We start from the raw sequence: 19097 nt of genomic DNA on the forward strand, positions 1-19097 counted from the left end.
GGGCCTCGTTAGATGTCTTTTCGCTATATAAGAGACTATGCTTCATTCGCTCCAGATTTGACCGTCTTATATAGCTTGGTGAGCGGAGTTGTTCTCTATGAACAGGCTCCGGAAGTTTTAGCAACATAATTTGAGTAGTCACGAGGGGTGAAGAATGTTGGCGGGTCATCTTGTTCAATATGGTCGACGCACACGCAGGTCGTATGCACGTATTAATGAAGTGCTGGAGATTCCTAACCTGATCGAAATTCAACAGAAATCATACGATTGGTTTCTGGAGGAAGGCCTTCGGGAGATGTTTCAAGACATATCGCCAATTCAAGATTTCACGGGAAACTTGGTTTTGGAGTTTATCGACTATAGTTTGGGCGAGCCCAAATATACGGTCGACGACGCCAAAGAGCGGGATGTCACTTATGCAGCTCCTCTCCGGGTGAAGGTCCGTCTTATTAACAAAGAGACGGGTGAGGTTAAGGAACAGGAAGTGTTCATGGGGGATTTCCCTCTGATGACGGAAACAGGCACTTTTATTATTAACGGGGCGGAACGGGTAATCGTCAGTCAGCTAGTACGCTCCCCTAGTGTCTATTTTAGTACGAAAGTTGATAAAAACGGCAAAACCACCTATACGGCTACGGTTATTCCCAACCGGGGGGCCTGGTTGGAGCTGGAAACAGACGCCAAGGATATCATCTATGTGCGGATTGACCGGACTCGGAAAATTCCGGTAACCGTTCTGCTGAGAGCTCTTGGTTTCGGCACGGATGCCGAAATACTCGACCTCCTCGGCGAAGATGAGTACATCCGTAATACGCTGGACAAGGATAATACGGATTCCACGGAAAAAGCTTTGATCGAAATCTATGAGAGATTGCGTCCCGGCGAGCCGCCGACGTTGGATAACGCCAAGAGCTTGCTCGTAGCCAGATTCTTTGATCCGAAAAGATACGATTTGGCTAATGTCGGACGTTACAAGATCAATAAGAAGCTTCATATCAAGAACCGTCTGTTCAACCAGCGCCTTGCTGAAACGCTGTTCGACCCCGAAACGGGTGAGATTATTGCAGAGACGGGCCAAATGCTTGACCGCAGACTCCTGGACAAAATTCTTCCTTATTTGGAAGAAGGCGTCAATTTGAAGGAGTTTCCGGTAAATGGCGGGGTAACCGAGTCGGATGATATTCCGCTGCAATGCATTGACGTATTCTCCCCTTATGAAGATGGCAAGGTCATCAAGGTCATCTCCAACGGGAATATTGATAAATCAGTAAAGCATATTACGCCTGCCGATATTATTTCCTCCATTAACTACTTTATTAATTTGCTTCATGGTATCGGCAGTACGGATGATATTGACCATCTGGGCAACCGCCGTCTCCGGTCTGTCGGAGAATTGCTGCAGAACCAGTTCCGGATCGGTCTGTCCCGGATGGAACGTGTTGTGCGGGAGCGGATGTCCATTCAGGATGCCAATGTCATTACGCCGCAAGCGCTGATTAACATTCGTCCGGTGATCGCTTCGATCAAGGAGTTCTTCGGAAGCTCTCAGCTGTCCCAGTTTATGGACCAGACGAACCCGCTGGCTGAGCTGACGCACAAGCGCCGTCTCTCTGCTTTGGGACCTGGCGGATTGACAAGAGAACGCGCCGGGCTGGAGGTTCGGGACGTTCACCACTCTCACTATGGACGGATGTGTCCGATTGAGACGCCGGAAGGACCGAACATCGGTCTGATCAACTCTTTGTCAACCTTTGCGAGAATCAACGAATACGGCTTTATTGAGGCTCCGTATCGTTGGGTGGATCCGCAAACGGGAGTCGTCACGGACAAGATTGCCTATCTGACCGCCGATGAGGAAGATAATTACGTTATTGCTCAGGCGAATGCGGAGCTGTCTCCGGAAGGTACGTTCGTGAACGAGAACGTAATTATCCGCTATAAGGATGATATTCTGACTCTTCCGCGCGATCGGGTTGACTATATGGACGTTTCGCCTAAGCAGGTTGTATCTGTAGCGACGGCGTTGATTCCGTTCCTGGAGAACGACGACTCGAACCGTGCGCTGATGGGTTCGAACATGCAGCGGCAAGCGGTGCCTTTGCTCGTTCCGCAAGCTCCGTTAGTCGGAACCGGTATGGAGCATAAAGTGGCTAAAGATTCGGGAGTCTGTGTCGTTGCCAAGCACGATGGTGTAATCGAGAAAGCTTCCGCGAATGAAATCTGGCTTCGCCGCCAGGAGACCATAGATGGCAAGAAGGTAAGCGGAGATCTTATCAAGTATAAGCTGCACAAATTTTTCCGCTCTAACCAAGGGACTTGCATCAACCAGCGGCCGCTCGTCAAGCGCGGGGATATCGTCAAAGTCGGAGATATTCTGGCGGACGGTCCTTCCACCGAGCAGGGCGAATTGGCTCTCGGCCGTAACGTTGTCGTAGCGTTCATGACATGGGAAGGCTATAACTACGAGGATGCCATTCTGCTGAGCGAAAAACTGGTTAAGGAAGACGTGTATACGTCTATTCATATTGAGGAATACGAGTCCGAGGCGCGGGATACCAAGCTCGGACCGGAAGAAATCACCCGGGATATTCCTAACGTCGGGGAAGAGGCGTTGAAGAATCTGGATGAACGGGGAATTATTCGGGTCGGTGCGGAAATTGGCGCCGGGGACATTCTGGTCGGGAAAGTCACTCCTAAAGGGGTAACGGAACTGACTGCAGAGGAGCGCCTGCTGCACGCGATCTTCGGTGAGAAGGCACGTGAAGTCAGAGACACCTCCTTAAGAGTGCCGCACGGAACAGACGGAATCGTCGTTGACGTTAAAGTGTTTACCCGGGAGAATGGCGATGAGCTGCCTCCTGGAGTCAACCAGCTTGTACGGGTATATATCGCTCAGAAACGGAAGATTTCCGAGGGCGACAAGATGGCCGGACGTCACGGGAACAAAGGGGTTGTGGCCCGGATTCTGCCTGAGGAGGATATGCCTTTCCTGCCGGACGGAACGCCTGTAGAAGTTGTTCTGAACCCTCTTGGGGTTCCTTCCCGGATGAATATTGGTCAGGTTCTGGAGGTTCACCTCGGGATGGCAGCCAAGCTGCTCGGCATTCATACCGCGAGCCCTGTCTTTGATGGAGCCACCGAGTATGACGTATTCGATACGATGGAAGAAGCCGGAATGCAGCGGAACGGTAAGACCATTCTCTACGACGGACGGACAGGAGAGCCGTTCGAACGCGAGGTCACCGTTGGCGTCATGTACATGATCAAGCTGGCACACATGGTCGATGATAAGATCCATGCCCGTTCCACAGGGCCATACTCCCTCGTTACCCAGCAGCCGCTGGGTGGTAAGGCGCAGTTTGGCGGACAGCGGTTCGGTGAGATGGAGGTATGGGCGCTGGAGGCTTATGGCGCGGCCTATACCCTTCAGGAAATCCTTACGGTCAAGTCCGATGACGTGGTCGGCCGGGTGAAAACCTACGAATCCATTGTCAAAGGCGAGAATGTGCCGGAGCCAGGTGTTCCTGAATCGTTTAAAGTATTGATCAAAGAGCTGCAAAGCTTAGGTATGGACGTCAAGATCCTGACTGAGAACGAAGAAGAAATCGAAATGAAGGAAATAGATGATGAGGATGACACGGGCAGTGACAAGCTCAACCTCAATCTGGAAGGAGCTGAACTGGGCGTAGAATAGCCCGGTTTCAGCTTTGGACGACACACGGTCGCTAGTTTGAAGAGTAATGCACATTTCTAAGGAGGGTTGCTCCTTGATCGACGTTAACAACTTTGAGTATATGAAGATCGGATTGGCATCGCCTGAGAAGATTCGTTCCTGGTCGCGAGGGGAAGTCAAAAAGCCGGAGACGATCAACTACAGAACGTTAAAGCCCGAGAAAGAAGGGTTGTTCTGCGAAAAGATCTTCGGACCGACCAAGGATTGGGAGTGTCATTGCGGTAAATACAAGCGGGTCCGCTATAAAGGAGTCGTCTGTGACCGATGCGGTGTAGAGGTCACCCGTCAGAAGGTTCGCCGTGAGCGGATGGGCCATATTGAGCTGGCTGCTCCTGTCTCCCACATCTGGTATTTCAAGGGCATTCCGAGCCGGATGGGCCTGGCTTTGGACATGTCGCCGCGTTCCTTGGAGGAAGTGATTTATTTCGCCTCCTATGTCGTGACCGATCCGGGAGATACGCCGCTGGAGAAGAAGCAGCTGCTATCGGAGAAGGAATACCGCAGCTACCGCGAGAAATACGGATATGCTTTCCAGGCGGGAATGGGTGCCGAAGCGATCAAGAAGCTGCTTCAGGACATCGATATAGAGAAGGAATTAGATTCTCTTAAAGAAGAACTCAAGACCGCTCAGGGTCAGCGCAGGAATCGTGCGATTAAACGTCTTGAAGTCATTGAGGCTTTCCGCAACTCCAAGAACCTGCCTGAGTGGATGGTCCTCGACGTGCTCCCGGTTATACCGCCGGAGCTTCGTCCGATGGTTCAGCTCGATGGTGGCCGCTTTGCGACTTCCGACCTGAACGATCTGTATCGGCGTGTTATTAACCGGAACAACCGGCTTAAGCGCCTGTTGGATCTGGGTGCACCAGATATCATTGTTCAGAACGAGAAGCGGATGCTGCAGGAAGCGGTCGATGCCCTGATCGATAACGGCCGCCGCGGGCGTCCCGTAACCGGGCCCGGAAACCGTCCTCTGAAATCCTTAAGCCATATGCTTAAAGGAAAGCAAGGCCGTTTCCGTCAGAACCTGCTTGGTAAACGGGTAGACTATTCGGGCCGTTCGGTTATCGTTGTAGGCCCGAGCCTGAAAATGTATCAATGCGGATTACCTAAAGAAATGGCGTTGGAGCTGTTCAAGCCGTTCGTCATGAAGGAATTGGTGAACAAAGGGCTGGCCCATAACATTAAAAGTGCCAAGCGGAAGGTAGAGCGAAGCAGCGCGGAAGTGTGGGACGTTCTGGAGGAAGTAATCAAAGAACACCCAGTTCTTCTGAACCGTGCGCCTACGCTGCACAGACTTGGAATTCAGGCGTTCGAGCCTATTCTCGTAGAAGGACGTGCCATTAAGCTTCACCCGCTCGTATGTACGGCTTACAACGCTGACTTTGACGGTGACCAGATGGCGGTTCACGTTCCGTTGTCTGCAGAAGCTCAAGCGGAAGCCCGCCTTCTGATGCTGGCATCCGGCAATATTCTTAACCCGAAAGACGGAAAGCCTGTCGTTACTCCGTCTCAGGATATGGTATTGGGAAGCTTCTACTTGACGATGTCTAATAAGGAAGCCAACGGGGCGGGTATGATACTGGCATCCGTTCATGAGGCCGTCTCGCTGTATCAGCGCGGAATTGCGTCTCTGCATGCGGTTGTCGGGATTCCGGCCAAGGCCCTTAATAAGACATCATTCACGGAAAAGCAGCAAAATGCTATGCTGATTACTACCATCGGGAAAATTATATTCAATGAAATCTTCCCGAGTGATTTCCCATATATCAACGAAGCCTCCAAGGCTAACTTGCTGAATGGAATATCCGACGAGCACTTCGTGTTCGACAAAGGCGTGGACATCCGCGAGCGCATCATGCAGGCCGAGGAGAAGCCGGCTATAGGCAAGGAATACCTCGGAGCCATCATTGCGGAATGCTTCCGCCGCTACCATACGACGGAGACTTCCGTAATCCTTGATAAAATCAAGAGCCTGGGCTTTACTTACTCGACTCGCGCCGGTATTACCATTGCCGTGGCGGACGTAACCGTGCCTCAAGAGAAAGACCAGATCATCAAGGCATCGGAAGAGAAGGTACTGACCGTCACGAACCAATACCGCAGAGGTCTGATCACCGATGAAGAACGGTACGACCGCGTCATCGGCATCTGGAGTAAAGCCAAGGATGACATTACAGACATCCTCATGAAATCGCTGGATAAATTCAACTCCATCAACATGATGGTTGAATCCAAAGCACGGGGTAACAAATCCCAGATTACCCAGCTCGGCGGAATGCGCGGCTTAATGGCTAACCCGTCCGGACGGATCATCGAGTTGCCGATCAAGTCCAACTTCCGGGAAGGACTTACCGTTCTGGAGTACTTTATCTCCACGCACGGTGCCCGGAAAGGATTGTCGGATACGGCGCTTCGTACCGCTGACTCGGGTTATCTGACACGCCGTCTGGTTGACGTGGCTCAGGATGTTATCGTCCGTGAAGAGGATTGCGGCACGGACAAAGGTCTTGTCGTCACCAAAATTCAGGACGGTAAAGAGGTCATCGAGGATCTGTACGACCGGATTGAGGGAAGGTATTCCTTCGAGACGGTAAGACATCCGGAAACCGGTGAGATCATTGTCGGACGGAACGAGATGATCACGGCGTCCATTGCCGATCAGATCGTACGTGCCGGGGTGGAGAAGGTGCAAATCCGTTCGGTGCTGAGCTGCCGTGCCAAGCACGGAGTATGTAAGAAATGCTACGGACGCAACCTGGCAACAGGTCAGTTCGTTGAAATAGGTGAAGCTGTCGGAATTATCGCCGCACAATCGATCGGGGAGCCTGGAACGCAGCTGACGATGCGTACGTTCCACACCGGGGGAGTAGCCGGAGACGATATTACCCAAGGTTTGCCGCGGATTCAGGAGCTGTTCGAGGCCCGGAATCCGAAAGGTCAGGCGATCATCACCGAAGTCGACGGCGTGATCAAGGATATCCGCGAAGCCAAAGATCGCCGGGAGATTGAAGTCCAGGGCGAGGCGGAGACCAAGGTGTACTCCGTAACCTTCGGTTCCCGAATCCGGGTAACGAAGGGACAGACGGTGGAAGCCGGAGACGAGCTGACGGATGGCTCGATCGATCCGAAGGATATGCTGCGGATTAAAGGAATACGCGGCGTTCAGAATTATATTCTGCAAGAAGTTCACCGCGTATACCGGAACCAAGGCGTTGAAATCAACGACAAGCATATCGAGGTTATGATCCGCCAGATGCTGCGTAAGATCCGTATCGTCGATTCCGGAGATACACCGCTCTTGCCGGGTTCGTATGTGGATATCCATGAATACGAAGCGGCCAACCGTGAAGCGCTGCTTAACGGGCTTGAGCCTGCAGTGGCCAGACCCGTACTGCTTGGAATCACCAAGGCTTCGCTGGAGACCGACTCCTTCTTGTCGGCCGCATCCTTCCAGGAGACGACCCGTGTCCTTACGGATGCCGCCATCAAGGGCAAGGTGGACCAATTGCTCGGTCTTAAGGAGAACGTCATTATCGGTAAGCTGATTCCTGCCGGAACAGGAATGGCGCGGTACCGGAATGTACGCATCCTGGATCCGAATGCGCCGGTAACGGAGCCCGAAGGCGATGAGGCTGTAGAGAACGGTTTGGATCCCGAAGCGGGCAGCGAGGTTGCATTGAGCCAGAATTAATACTTCCAGATAGTCAAGAAAGTTCATGAAATTACATGCATGAACTTTCTTGACACAGTTTTTTTGAAGTGATATTATATCGGAGTGTGCCTATTTGATCTCACCTGTACTTTGGAGGATACGAGTTAATCATGTCTTATGATAAAGTTAAGCAGGCAAATCATTTAATCGTTGGCACCAAGCAAGCGACAAGGATGGTGGAGCTTGGTAAAGCCGAAGAGGTCATTATTGCCAAGGACGCCGATCCGCGCATAACAACGAAAATGGTAAACCTCTGCAAAAAAATGGGGGTTAAAGTAACCTATGTCGATTCTATGAAAATGCTTGGAAAAGCATGCGGGATCGAAGTGGGTGCTGCCATGGCTGCAGTGGTGAATGAAGGATAGATATGTTTTTGTTAACGGAAGGCCTTATATGAAGCACACCGGAAACGGAGTGTTTCATGGTGTACTTCTGCGGGCAAAAACTTTCCTTTGCTTTTTTATGATTCACCTGGATCTGTGGGCTTGCTGCAAGGAAGTAGAAAGTATAAAGGAAGGAGGTGCGATGAATGCCAACAATTAACCAACTAGTTCGCAAAGGCCGCAAGGCGAAGGTTTACACTTCGAAATCTCCGGCCCTGCAAAAAGGGTTTAACGCGCTGAAGAGAGAGGAAACAGATTTGAACGCCCCTCAAAAGCGCGGAGTTTGTACTCGTGTGGGCACGATGACACCGAAGAAACCGAACTCCGCCCTCAGGAAATATGCCCGTGTACGCTTGAGTAACCGTGTAGAGGTAACCGCCTATATTCCGGGAATCGGGCACAACCTTCAAGAGCACAGCGTTGTTCTGGTGCGTGGAGGTAGGGTTAAAGATCTTCCGGGGGTACGTTACCACATCGTTCGCGGAGCATTGGATACCGCAGGTGTAGCCAACCGGATGCAGGCTCGTTCCAAATACGGAGCGAAGCGTCCTAAGGAGAAGAAATAAACCGGACTCGATCCGATAAATGGATGAAGAATGTAACGAAAGGGGGATAACTATGCCACGTAAAGGACCAGTTCCACGCAGAGACGTATTGCCGGATCCGATTTACAACAGCAAGCTGGTAACCCGTCTGATCAATCGTATTATGATCGACGGTAAGAGAGGTACGGCACAAAGAATTCTATATGATGCTTTCAACGCGGTTAAAGAACGTACCGGCAAAGAGCCAATGGAAGTTTTTGAACAAGCGCTGAAGAACATCATGCCTGTATTGGAAGTAAAAGCCCGTCGTGTCGGGGGTGCCAACTACCAAGTACCTATCGAAGTAAAGCCTGAGCGCCGCACTTCGCTTGGTTTGCGCTGGTTGGTGCATTACTCTCGTCTTCGCGGCGAGAAGACAATGCAGGAAAGACTGGCTGCGGAAATCATCGATGCCAGCAATAACTCCGGTGCTTCGGTTAAGAAGCGCGAAGATACTCATAAAATGGCTGAGGCTAACAAAGCTTTTGCTCATTACCGCTGGTAGAATTCCAAAAATGGCAGCATATTAGAAAGGAGACGAATGACTATGGCAAGAGAGTTCTCCTTACAAGATACACGAAACATCGGGATCATGGCGCACATTGACGCCGGTAAGACTACCACGACGGAGCGGATCCTGTTCTACACGGGTCGTACCCACAAGATTGGGGAGACCCACGAGGGTTCCGCTACTATGGACTGGATGGAGCAGGAGCAAGAACGTGGAATCACGATCACTTCGGCGGCGACGACAGCCCAGTGGAAAGGTCACCGCATCAATATTATCGACACGCCTGGTCACGTAGACTTCACCGTTGAAGTTGAACGGTCGCTTCGTGTACTGGATGGAGCAGTTGGTGTGTTTTGCGCCAAGGGCGGCGTAGAGCCCCAATCTGAAACCGTATGGCGTCAGGCAGACCGTTATGGCGTTCCGCGGATCGCATATGTTAACAAGATGGACATTATCGGTGCAAACTTCGATGGTGTCATCGAACAGATGCGTGAAAGACTGCAGGCCAACGCTGTTGCAATCCAATACCCTATTGGTGCGGAGAGCGAATTTGTTGGTATTATCGACCTGATCGAAAACTGCGCCTACATCTATAAAGATGACAAAGGGCAGGAAATTGAGAAGGTTGAAGTTCCTGCAGAGTATCAAGATAAAGTTGAAACGCTTCGTGGAGAATTGATAGAGAAAATCGCCGAGCTGGATGAAGAACTGACGATGAAATACCTGGAAGGGGAAGAAATCAGCGTAGATGAGCTGAAGGCTGCTCTTCGCAAGGGAGTAATCGATGTTAAGATCACTCCGGTTCTGTGCGGATCCTCTTACCGTAACAAAGGTGTTCAGTTGATGCTTGACGCTGTCGTAGCTTATCTGCCGGCTCCTACCGATGTTCCGGATATTACGGGGCATTTGGAAGACGGAACCGAAGCTACCAGAAAGTCCTCCGATGATGAGCCTTTCGCAGCGCTTGCGTTCAAAATTATGACTGACCCGTATGTAGGTAAACTGACCTTCTTCCGTGTTTACTCCGGTATTCTGAATTCCGGTTCCTATGTGTTGAACACAACCAAAGGAAAGCGCGAAAGAGTGGGACGTATCCTGCAAATGCACGCTAACAGCCGTCAGGAAATTACCGAGGTTCATGCCGGTGATATCGCGGCTGCCGTAGGTTTGAAGGATACAACTACAGGGGACACCTTGTGTGATGAGAAAAATCCTGTTATTCTGGAGTCAATGACCTTCCCAGAGCCTGTTATTGACGTAGCTATCGAACCGAAGACGAAAGCCGACCAGGACAAGATGGGTATTGCTTTGTCCAAGCTGGCTGAAGAAGACCCGACTTTCAGAACGCACACCGATGAAGAAACAGGGCAGACGATCATTTCCGGTATGGGTGAGCTTCACCTGGAAGTTATCGTTGATCGTATGCTTCGCGAGTTCAAGGTGGAAGCGAACGTAGGTAAGCCTCAGGTAGCCTACAGAGAAACCTTCCGCAGTGCGGCTAAAGTCGAAGGTAAATTCGTACGTCAGTCCGGTGGACGCGGTCAATACGGACACGTATGGGTTGAGTTCGAGCCTCTTGAGCCGGGAACTGGTTTCCAATTCGAGAACAAGATTGTCGGTGGAGCCGTTCCGAAGGAGTACGTCGTTCCTGTTCAGGCAGGAATCGAAGAAGCTATGAAGAACGGGGTTTTGGCCGGATATCCGCTGGTTGACATCAAAGCAACACTGTTTGATGGTTCCTACCATGATGTTGACTCTAGTGAGATGGCGTTCAAAATTGCCGGATCTATGGCGCTCAAGGCAGCCAAGGATAAGTGTAATCCTGCCATCCTTGAGCCTATCATGAAAGTGGAAGTCACTGTACCGGAAGAGTATATGGGAGACGTTATGGGAGATTTGAACTCCCGCCGCGGACGCATTGAAGGAATGGATGCACGCGCAGGAGCCCAAGTCATTCGCGCCAAAGTACCTTTGGCCGAAATGTTCGGATACTCCACGACTCTCCGCTCCCGTACCCAAGGTCGCGGGGTTTACTCTATGGAAATTTCCCATTATGAAGAAGTGCCTAAATCTATCGCCGATGAAATCATCGCTAAGAACAAAGGCGCCTAATATATTTAATTTTAAGGAGGCTTATTAAACATGGCAAAAGCAAAATTCGAACGTACAAAACCGCACGTTAATATCGGAACTATCGGTCACGTTGACCATGGTAAAACAACTTTGACAGCTGCCATCACAACTGTATTGACAAGGAAATACGGCGGCGGAGAAGCATTCTCCTACGATCAAATCGACAAAGCTCCTGAAGAGCGCGAGCGCGGTATTACGATCTCTACTTCCCACGTTGAGTATGAGTCCGCTAACCGTCACTATGCTCACGTTGACTGCCCTGGACACGCCGACTATGTTAAAAACATGATCACCGGCGCTGCCCAAATGGACGGAGCTATCCTGGTTGTATCCGCTGCTGATGGTCCTATGCCGCAAACTCGTGAGCACATCCTGCTCTCCCGTCAGGTTGGCGTACCTTATATTGTAGTCTTCCTGAACAAATGCGACATGGTAGAAGACGAAGAGCTTCTCGAACTGGTTGAAATGGAAGTTCGCGATCTGCTGAGCGAATATGAATTCCCTGGAGATGACACTCCGGTTATCCGTGGTTCCGCACGTGAAGCTCTGCAAAATCCGGACGGAGAATGGGCTCAGAAAATCGTCGAGCTGTTCGAGCAAATCGACACCTACATTCCGACTCCTGAGCGCGACACTGACAAGCCTTTCTTGATGCCTGTCGAGGACGTATTCTCCATCACCGGACGCGGTACGGTTGCTACTGGCCGTGTAGAGCGTGGAACAGTTAAAGTGGGCGACGAGATCGAAATCGTTGGTCTTGTAGAAGAAACTAAGAAATCCGTTGTAACCGGAGTAGAAATGTTCCGTAAGCTGCTTGACTCCGCTCAAGCCGGGGACAACATCGGTGCTCTTCTCCGCGGTGTGGATCGTAAAGAAATCGAGCGCGGCCAAGTTTTGGCTAAGCCTGGTTCCGTTAATCCGCACACCAGCTTCACCGCTCAAATCTACGTACTGACTAAAGAAGAAGGCGGACGTCATAAGCCTTTCTTCACCGGATATCGTCCTCAGTTCTACTTCCGTACAACGGACGTAACAGGAATCATCACTCTTCCGGAAGGAACCGAGATGGTTATGCCTGGGGACAACATCACCGTTACCGTTGAACTGATTGCTCCGATCGCTATCGAGCAAGGAACCAAATTCGCTATTCGCGAAGGCGGACGTACAGTAGGTGCCGGTGCGGTTGCTACAATCGTGAAGTAATAATGCAATTATGAGAACCTTCATCTTAATAGGTGAAGGTTCTCTTTGCGATTTAAGAAGAGGAAGAATTCAAGCCGACATAGAAGCTGCATAAGGCCTATAGCCCTTAATGCTTTGGTTGTTTCTATAAAAGAATAGCGTTTGAGTAAGTTTTTTTGAAATTTTCTTGATTTCTTGCTGGGTTTTTAATATAATAGTGAACGTTGGTCTGTGACGTTGCGATGATGTGAGAGGTTGCTGACACACCCGGCCCCTTTGCCATGGACGGTGTTCAGGAGATTTTCACGGAGTATGTCCGATTATAATTTGGGCGAAAGAAGGAGGGACTACTATGGCAAAGCAAAAGATTCGTATTCGCTTGAAAGCATACGATCACAGAATTCTTGATCAATCCGCCGAGAAAATCGTAGAAACGGCAAAACGTTCGGGAGCAGGTGTATCCGGACCGATTCCGCTTCCTACCGAGAAGCAAATCATCACGATTCTGCGTGCGGTTCACAAGTACAAGGATTCCAGAGAGCAATTCGAAATGCGTACGCATAAACGTTTGATTGACATTGTCAACCCGACGCCGCAAACGGTCGATGCGCTCATGCGTTTGGACTTGCCGTCCGGTGTGGACATCGAAATCAAGCTGTAGAATAGAAGATCGAAGCAACGAGTAACGAATATTTCATTTCAGAAGGATTGTAAAGGAAAAGAGGTGTCAACATGACTAAAGGTATCTTAGGTAGAAAACTGGGGATGACTCAAGTATTTACACCGGAAGGTGTAGTTCTGCCCGTAACGGTAATTCAAGCCGGCCCTTGTGTTGTTCTGCAGAAGAAAGACGTGGAGAACGACGGTTATGAGGCGATTCAGATCGGTTTTGAAGATAAGAAGGAAGTTCGCGCCAACAAGCCTGAGTCAGGCCATGCCAAAAAAGCGAACACAGCACCTAAGCGCTACATTAAAGAATTTCGCGGAGTTCAGTTGGCAGATTATGAGGTAGGACAAGAAATTAAAGTAGATCTGTTCAGCGAAGGCGAATTCGTAGACGTAACTGGCACTTCGAAAGGTAAGGGATTTGCCGGATCTATCAAAAGACATGGACAGCACAGAGGGCCTATGTCTCACGGTTCCCGTTATCATCGTGGACCGGGTTCGATGGGATCGATTCAAGCCAACCGTGTTCCCAAAGGCAAGAAATTACCGGGACATATGGGTCAGGAAACCGTTACGCTGCAAAATCTGCAAGTCGTTAAAGTGGATGCGGAGCGCAATGTAATTCTGGTTAAAGGATCTATTCCAGGACCTAAAAATAGCTTCGTCAGCATCAAATCTTCGGTTAAGAAGTAATTTTGCGAGAAAGGAGGATTCATCATGCCAAAAGTAGCATTATACAACGTTAGCGGAGCTCAGGTTGGTGAAGTTGAACTGTCCGATGCCGTATTCGGAGTTGAACCGAATCAACACGTGCTTCATGAAGCTGTTGTTATGCAGCAGGCTTCCCAGCGTCAGGGAACGCACAAGGTTAAAGGTCGCTCCGAAGTAAGAGGCGGAGGACGCAAGCCTTGGAAACAAAAAGGAACTGGTCGCGCTCGTCAAGGCAGCATCCGTGCGCCGCAGTGGAAAGGCGGAGGTGTTGTATTCGGCCCGACTCCACGCAGCTATGGATACAAATTGCCTAAGAAGGTTCGCCGTTTAGCAATCAAATCAGCTCTTTCTTCTAAAGTGATCGAGAACGAGATTATTGTGTTGGATCAACTTCAAATGAATCAGCCTAAAACGAAGGAATTCGCAGCTATTCTGAAAAATTTGAAGGCCGATCGCAAGGCACTGATCGTCGCTCCGAGCTTCGATGAAAATGTGGCATTGTCCGCTCGTAATCTCCCGGGAGTTAAATTTGTAACTGCTGAAGGAATCAACGTATTGGACGTATTGGTTCACGACAAACTCATCATTACGAAGGAAGCGGTTGAGAAAGTAGAGGAGGTTCTTGCGTAATGAAAAATCCTCGTGACATTATCAAGCGTCCGTTAATTACGGAACGTTCTGCAGATATGATGGCCGAGAAGAAATACGTGTTTGAAGTGGATATTAAGGCCAACAAAACGCAAATTCGGCAGGCGATTGAAGAAATTTTCAAAGTGAAAGTCCTTAAAGTCAACACTTTAAGAATGCCCGGCAAGCCGAAGCGCTATGGCCGTTTCTCCGGATACAGACCGGATTGGAAGAAAGCTTTTGTTACCTTAAGCCCGGACAGCAAAGAACTTGAGTTCTTTGAAACGGTCTAAGGCCATTTTGTGAAGATAGGAGGGAATCCGAATGTCATTTAAAAAATACAAACCGACATCTCCGGGAAGACGCGGTATGAACGTATCTACCTTCGAAGAGATTACGACAAGCACGCCTGAGAAGTCTTTGCTGGCTCCGCTGAGCAAGACGGCAGGACGGAACAACCAAGGTAAAATTACGGTTCGTCACCATGGCGGCGGACATAAGCGTAAGTACCGGATTATCGATTTCAGACGGAACAAAGATGGAATACCTGGACGCGTTGCTACGATCGAGTACGATCCGAACCGGACAGCTAATATTGCCTTGATCCACTATGCAGACGGAGAGAAGCGTTACATTCTTGCCCCACAAGGTTTGAAGGTGAACGATGTAATCGAGTCCGGAGCAGCTGCGGATATCAAGGTCGGAAACAGCCTTCCACTGGAAAATATTCCGGTAGGTACGCTTATCCACAATATCGAATTGAAGCCCGGCAAAGGCGGACAGCTCGTTCGTGCTGCTGGAACAGAGGCTCAGCTTCTTGGTAAAGAAGATAAGTACGTAACTGTTCGTTTATCTTCTGGAGAAGTACGCCGCATTCTCAAGGTTTGCCGCGCAACGATCGGTTCTGTCGGCAACGAGGACCATGAGCTGCTCAAAATCGGTAAAGCCGGCCGCTCCCGTTGGTTGGGCAAACGCCCGGTAGTCCGCGGGGTAGTTATGAACCCGAACGATCACCCTCACGGTGGTGGTGAAGGTCGTGCTCCAATCGGACGCAAATCTCCGATGTCTCCATGGGGTAAACCTACGCTTGGTTACAAAACCCGTAAAAAAGGTAAAGCTTCTAGTAAGTACATTGTACGTGGACGTACGAAATAATATTCAGATCCGTAAGGTTGGATGAAGGGAGGAACAGCTATGGGTCGCAGTTTGAAAAAAGGACCGTTTGTGGACAGCTATTTGCTTAAGAAGGTTGAGGAAGCCGACAGCACAAGCAAAAAAGTAGTGATCAAGACCTGGTCTCGCCGCTCCACCATTTTCCCTCAATTTGTCGGACATACTTTTGCAGTATACGATGGCAGAAAGCATGTGCCTGTGTATGTAACGGAAGACATGGTTGGGCATAAGCTCGGTGAATTTGCTCCAACCCGGACATACAAAGGGCATACGGACGACGACAAAAAAACCGGCAGACGCTAATAGCCGGAATCAGTAAGCGATATGTTTGAGAGGAGGTAGACTCATGCAAGCAACTGCAAGTGCAAGATATATTCGCATTGCTCCTCGTAAAGTTCAATTGGTTATCGATCTGATCCGCGGCAAGAACGTGGGAGAAGCTATCGCTATTTTGCGTCATACGCCTAAAGCCGCTTCTCCGGTCGTGGAGAAAATTTTGAACGCAGCGATTGCGAATGCTGAGCATAATCATTCCCTGGATCCGGAGAAGCTGTATATCGCTCAAGCTTATGTAAATCAGGGTCCGATCATGAAACGTTTTCGGCCGCGTGCTATGGGACGTGCTAGCCGTATCAATAAACGCACAAGCCACATTACGTTAGTGGTATCTGAAAAATAAGGAGGGATACATGTGGGTCAAAAAGTAAGTCCGGTCGGATTGAGAATAGGCATCATTCGTGATTGGGAATCCAAATGGTACGCAGATAAAGACTATGGCGATCTGCTCCTGGAGGATGTCAAAATCCGCGAATATCTTAAAGGTAAGCTGAAGGATGCTTCTGTTTCCCGTATTGATATCGAACGTGCTGCTAATCGGGTGAACGTAACCATCCATACGGCTAAACCAGGAATGGTTATTGGTAAAGGCGGTTCCGAGGTAGAGAATATCCGCGCCTACATTGCCAAATTGTCTAACAAGAAGGTCCACATCAATATTACAGAAATTAAAAATCCTGAGCTGGATGCAACATTGGTTGCAGAAAGCATTGCACAGCAACTCGAGCGTCGCGTATCTTTCCGCCGGGCTATGAAGCAGGCTATTCAAAGATCGATAAGAGCAGGCGCTAAAGGAATCAAGACGTCTGTCAGCGGACGTTTGGGCGGGGCGGAAATCGCTCGTACGGAAGGCTACAGCGAAGGTACCGTGCCTCTGCACACTCTGCGTGCGGACATCGACTACGGAACTGCTGAAGCTCATACCACTTACGGACGGATCGGTGTGAAGGTATGGATCTATCGTGGAGAGGTTCTTCCGCCAGCTAAGAAGAAGGCTGAACAGGAAGGAGGAAACTAATCATGTTAATGCCTAAACGTGTTAAACACCGCAAGGAACATCGCGGTAAGATGAAAGGCAGAGCCAAGGGCGGGACGGAAGTCACTTTCGGCGAATATGGCCTGCAGGCTATGGAGCCGTCCTGGGTTACCAACCGTCAGATTGAGGCTGCCCGTATTGCCATGACCCGTTACATTAAGCGTGGCGGTAAAGTATGGATTAAAATTTTCCCTTCCAAGCCGATCACCCAGAAGCCTCTTGAGGTGCGGATGGGTAGCGGTAAAGGAAGCGTAGAGAAATGGGTTGCAGTTGTTAAACCCGGTAAAATTTTGTTTGAATTGGCCGGAGTAAGCGAAGAGGTGGCTCGCGAAGCGATGCGCCTGGCTGCTCACAAACTGCCGATCAAAACAAAGTTTGTGAAACGTGATGAATTGGGTGGTGAAGCAAATGAAGGCTAGTGAATTTCGCAACTTAACCACTGAAGAGATCGAGCGCAAAATTTCCGGTTTCAAGGAAGAACTGTTCAACCTCCGTTTTCAACTGGCTACCGGCCAACTGGATAACCCGTCTCAAATCCGTAAAGTGCGCAAAGAAATTGCACGTGCCAAGACCATTTTGCGTGAAAGAGAACTCGGCATCAGCTAAGCTGAACCAGAGAGAAGAAAGGAGGATCCTTCATGAGTGAACGTAACGAACGCAAAGTTCAAATCGGTAAAGTTGTCAGCGACAAAATGGATAAAACCATCGTTGTAGCTGTAGAAACTTACAAGAAGCACTCCCTCTACCACAAGCGTATTAAATATACGAAGAAATTCAAGGCGCATGACGAGAACAACCAAGCCAAGATCGGCGATGTGGTTAAAATTATGGAAACCCGTCCGCTGTCCAAAGACAAGCGCTGGAGACTGGTTGAAATCGTAGAGGAAGCTGTAGTCATTTAAGCCGTTGCTATATAGATTTTTTCGGAAATAGGTTGAAAGGAGGTCGCTGGAATGATTCAACAACAAAGCCGTTTAAGCGTAGCCGACAACTCTGGTGCGAAGCAATTGATGTGTATTCGCGTACTTGGTGGAACAGGACGCAAGTTTGCCAATATTGGTGATTTGATCGTCTGCTCCGTCAAAGAAGCAACACCAGGCGGCGTTGTCAAAAAGGGTGATGTAGTTAAGGCGGTTATCGTTCGTTCTAAGCGTGGTGCTCGCCGGAAAGATGGTTCTTACATCACTTTCGATGAGAACGCAGCTGTTATCGTCAAAGAAGACAAAAGCCCTCGCGGAACCCGTATTTTCGGGCCGGTTGCCCGGGAGCTTCGTGATAAAGACTTCATGAAGATTATTTCGTTGGCGCCTGAAGTTATTTAATTGGGCCGCTGGCGTAACGCAGTTAGAACCATCCGTTACTTAGGAGGTGTACTTGAAAATGCCGAAAGCTAAACAGCTTGAATCCCATAATAACAAATTGCACGTCAAAAAAGACGATACGGTATTTGTTATTACCGGTAAAGATAAAGGCAAGAAGGGCCGTGTCATCGCAGCTTATCCGCGTCAGAACCGCGTGTTGGTGGAAGGCGTGAACATGGTCAAGAAGCATTCCAAACCATCCCAGCAAAATCCGCAAGGCGGAATCATCGAACAGGAAGCTCCGATTCATGTTTCCAACGTGATGCTGCTGGATCCGAAGAGCGGACAACCGACCCGTATCGGATACAAAACGCTCGACAATGGCAAAAAAGTCCGGATCGCGAAAAAATCCGGAGAAGTTATTGATTAAGTTTAGTGCGGAAAGGAGGTACATGTCAGCATGGCAGCTAGATTAAAGGATCGTTATCTGAATGATGTTACCCCTGCATTGATGCAGAAGTTTAATTACACGACCGTCATGCAGGTTCCTAAAATAGAGAAGATTGTCATCAATATGGGCGTGGGCGACGCTGTGGCTAACTCCAAGGTTCTGGACAGCGCAGTTGAGGATCTTCAGCTGATCGCCGGTCAGAAGCCTGTTATTACAAGAGCAAAGAAATCTATTGCAGGTTTTAAATTGCGTGAAGGAATGCCGATCGGAGTTAAAGTAACCCTGCGCGGTGAACGCATGTACCATTTCCTGGATAAGCTGTTTAACGTAGCTCTTCCACGCGTACGTGACTTCCGCGGGGTGTCGAACAAGGCATTCGACGGCCGCGGCAACTATACGCTTGGTTTGAAGGAACAGCTCATTTTCCCGGAAATCGATTATGACAAAGTAGACAAAGTTCGCGGTATGGACGTAGTTATCGTAACAACCGCCAAAACGGATGAAGAATCCCGCGAATTGCTTGCTCAATTGGGTATGCCTTTCGCCAAATAATTCCAA

General features: G+C 49.6%; 21 protein-coding genes. All 21 read left to right on the forward strand.

Annotated elements, in window-relative coordinates; genetic code table 11:
• The first annotated feature begins 157 nt into the window (after window positions 1-157).
• The 21 genes from rpoB to rplE all read left to right on the forward strand — a co-directional run bounded on the left by rpoB (window position 158) and on the right by rplE (window position 19091).
• Complete coding sequence (gene rpoB, locus FS806_RS12170; RefSeq protein ID WP_144936650.1) at window positions 158-3694, forward strand: DNA-directed RNA polymerase subunit beta; 3537 nt, start codon at window positions 158-160, stop codon at window positions 3692-3694.
• Between the two features lie 73 nt (window positions 3695-3767).
• On the forward strand, window positions 3768-7424 hold the full coding sequence (rpoC, locus tag FS806_RS12175) for a DNA-directed RNA polymerase subunit beta' (protein WP_144936496.1): 3657 nt from the start codon (window positions 3768-3770) through the stop codon (window positions 7422-7424).
• Between the two features lie 131 nt (window positions 7425-7555).
• On the forward strand, window positions 7556-7810 hold the full coding sequence (locus FS806_RS12180; protein ID WP_144936498.1) for a 50S ribosomal protein L7ae-like protein: 255 nt from the start codon (window positions 7556-7558) through the stop codon (window positions 7808-7810).
• Between the two features lie 164 nt (window positions 7811-7974).
• Window positions 7975-8394, forward strand: a complete 420-nt coding sequence (rpsL, locus tag FS806_RS12185) for a 30S ribosomal protein S12 (protein WP_144936501.1) — start codon at window positions 7975-7977, stop codon at window positions 8392-8394.
• 52 nt (window positions 8395-8446) lie between these two features.
• Complete coding sequence (rpsG, locus tag FS806_RS12190; RefSeq protein ID WP_144936504.1) at window positions 8447-8917, forward strand: 30S ribosomal protein S7; 471 nt, start codon at window positions 8447-8449, stop codon at window positions 8915-8917.
• A 42-nt stretch (window positions 8918-8959) separates the two neighbouring features.
• A complete protein-coding gene (gene fusA / locus FS806_RS12195) occupies window positions 8960-11035 on the forward strand; it encodes an elongation factor G (RefSeq protein ID WP_144936507.1) in 2076 nt (691 codons plus the stop codon).
• A gap of 30 nt (window positions 11036-11065) precedes the next feature.
• A complete protein-coding gene (gene tuf, locus FS806_RS12200) occupies window positions 11066-12259 on the forward strand; it encodes an elongation factor Tu (RefSeq protein WP_144936510.1) in 1194 nt (397 codons plus the stop codon).
• A 331-nt stretch (window positions 12260-12590) separates the two neighbouring features.
• Window positions 12591-12899: a 30S ribosomal protein S10 gene (gene rpsJ / locus FS806_RS12205; RefSeq protein ID WP_005544556.1), complete on the forward strand. Its 309-nt coding sequence runs from the start codon at window positions 12591-12593 to the stop codon at window positions 12897-12899.
• A 71-nt stretch (window positions 12900-12970) separates the two neighbouring features.
• Entirely contained in the window at window positions 12971-13597 is a 627-nt protein-coding gene (gene rplC / locus FS806_RS12210; protein WP_144936513.1) for a 50S ribosomal protein L3, read from the forward strand.
• 24 nt (window positions 13598-13621) lie between these two features.
• Complete coding sequence (gene rplD, locus FS806_RS12215) at window positions 13622-14245, forward strand: 50S ribosomal protein L4 (protein WP_144936516.1); 624 nt, start codon at window positions 13622-13624, stop codon at window positions 14243-14245.
• On the forward strand, window positions 14245-14535 hold the full coding sequence (rplW, locus tag FS806_RS12220; protein ID WP_144936519.1) for a 50S ribosomal protein L23: 291 nt from the start codon (window positions 14245-14247) through the stop codon (window positions 14533-14535). The genes rplD and rplW overlap by 1 nt, the downstream gene beginning before the upstream one ends.
• 31 nt (window positions 14536-14566) lie before the next feature.
• Complete coding sequence (rplB, locus tag FS806_RS12225; protein WP_144936522.1) at window positions 14567-15397, forward strand: 50S ribosomal protein L2; 831 nt, start codon at window positions 14567-14569, stop codon at window positions 15395-15397.
• A gap of 39 nt (window positions 15398-15436) precedes the next feature.
• A complete protein-coding gene (gene rpsS / locus FS806_RS12230) occupies window positions 15437-15718 on the forward strand; it encodes a 30S ribosomal protein S19 (RefSeq protein WP_144936525.1) in 282 nt (93 codons plus the stop codon).
• A 43-nt stretch (window positions 15719-15761) separates the two neighbouring features.
• On the forward strand, window positions 15762-16094 hold the full coding sequence (gene rplV / locus FS806_RS12235) for a 50S ribosomal protein L22 (protein ID WP_144936528.1): 333 nt from the start codon (window positions 15762-15764) through the stop codon (window positions 16092-16094).
• 12 nt (window positions 16095-16106) lie between these two features.
• On the forward strand, window positions 16107-16769 hold the full coding sequence (gene rpsC, locus FS806_RS12240) for a 30S ribosomal protein S3 (RefSeq protein ID WP_144936530.1): 663 nt from the start codon (window positions 16107-16109) through the stop codon (window positions 16767-16769).
• Between the two features lie 2 nt (window positions 16770-16771).
• A complete protein-coding gene (gene rplP / locus FS806_RS12245; protein ID WP_144936533.1) occupies window positions 16772-17206 on the forward strand; it encodes a 50S ribosomal protein L16 in 435 nt (144 codons plus the stop codon).
• Window positions 17196-17393 (forward strand): 50S ribosomal protein L29, encoded by a 198-nt coding sequence (rpmC, locus tag FS806_RS12250; protein WP_144936536.1) that lies wholly within the window; start codon window positions 17196-17198, stop codon window positions 17391-17393. Before rplP ends, rpmC begins: the two co-directional genes overlap by 11 nt.
• A 32-nt stretch (window positions 17394-17425) precedes the next feature.
• A complete protein-coding gene (rpsQ, locus tag FS806_RS12255; RefSeq protein WP_144936539.1) occupies window positions 17426-17689 on the forward strand; it encodes a 30S ribosomal protein S17 in 264 nt (87 codons plus the stop codon).
• A gap of 51 nt (window positions 17690-17740) precedes the next feature.
• Complete coding sequence (rplN, locus tag FS806_RS12260; RefSeq protein WP_144936542.1) at window positions 17741-18109, forward strand: 50S ribosomal protein L14; 369 nt, start codon at window positions 17741-17743, stop codon at window positions 18107-18109.
• Between the two features lie 58 nt (window positions 18110-18167).
• Window positions 18168-18518 (forward strand): 50S ribosomal protein L24, encoded by a 351-nt coding sequence (gene rplX / locus FS806_RS12265; RefSeq protein ID WP_222126656.1) that lies wholly within the window; start codon window positions 18168-18170, stop codon window positions 18516-18518.
• Between the two features lie 30 nt (window positions 18519-18548).
• Entirely contained in the window at window positions 18549-19091 is a 543-nt protein-coding gene (gene rplE, locus FS806_RS12270; RefSeq protein WP_144936545.1) for a 50S ribosomal protein L5, read from the forward strand.
• The last annotated feature ends 6 nt before the right edge of the window (window positions 19092-19097 follow it).

This window comes from Paenibacillus sp. 32O-W, from assembly GCF_007679495.1.
In the GTDB taxonomy this organism is placed as follows: Bacteria; Bacillota; Bacilli; order Paenibacillales; family NBRC-103111; genus Paenibacillus_L; species Paenibacillus_L residui.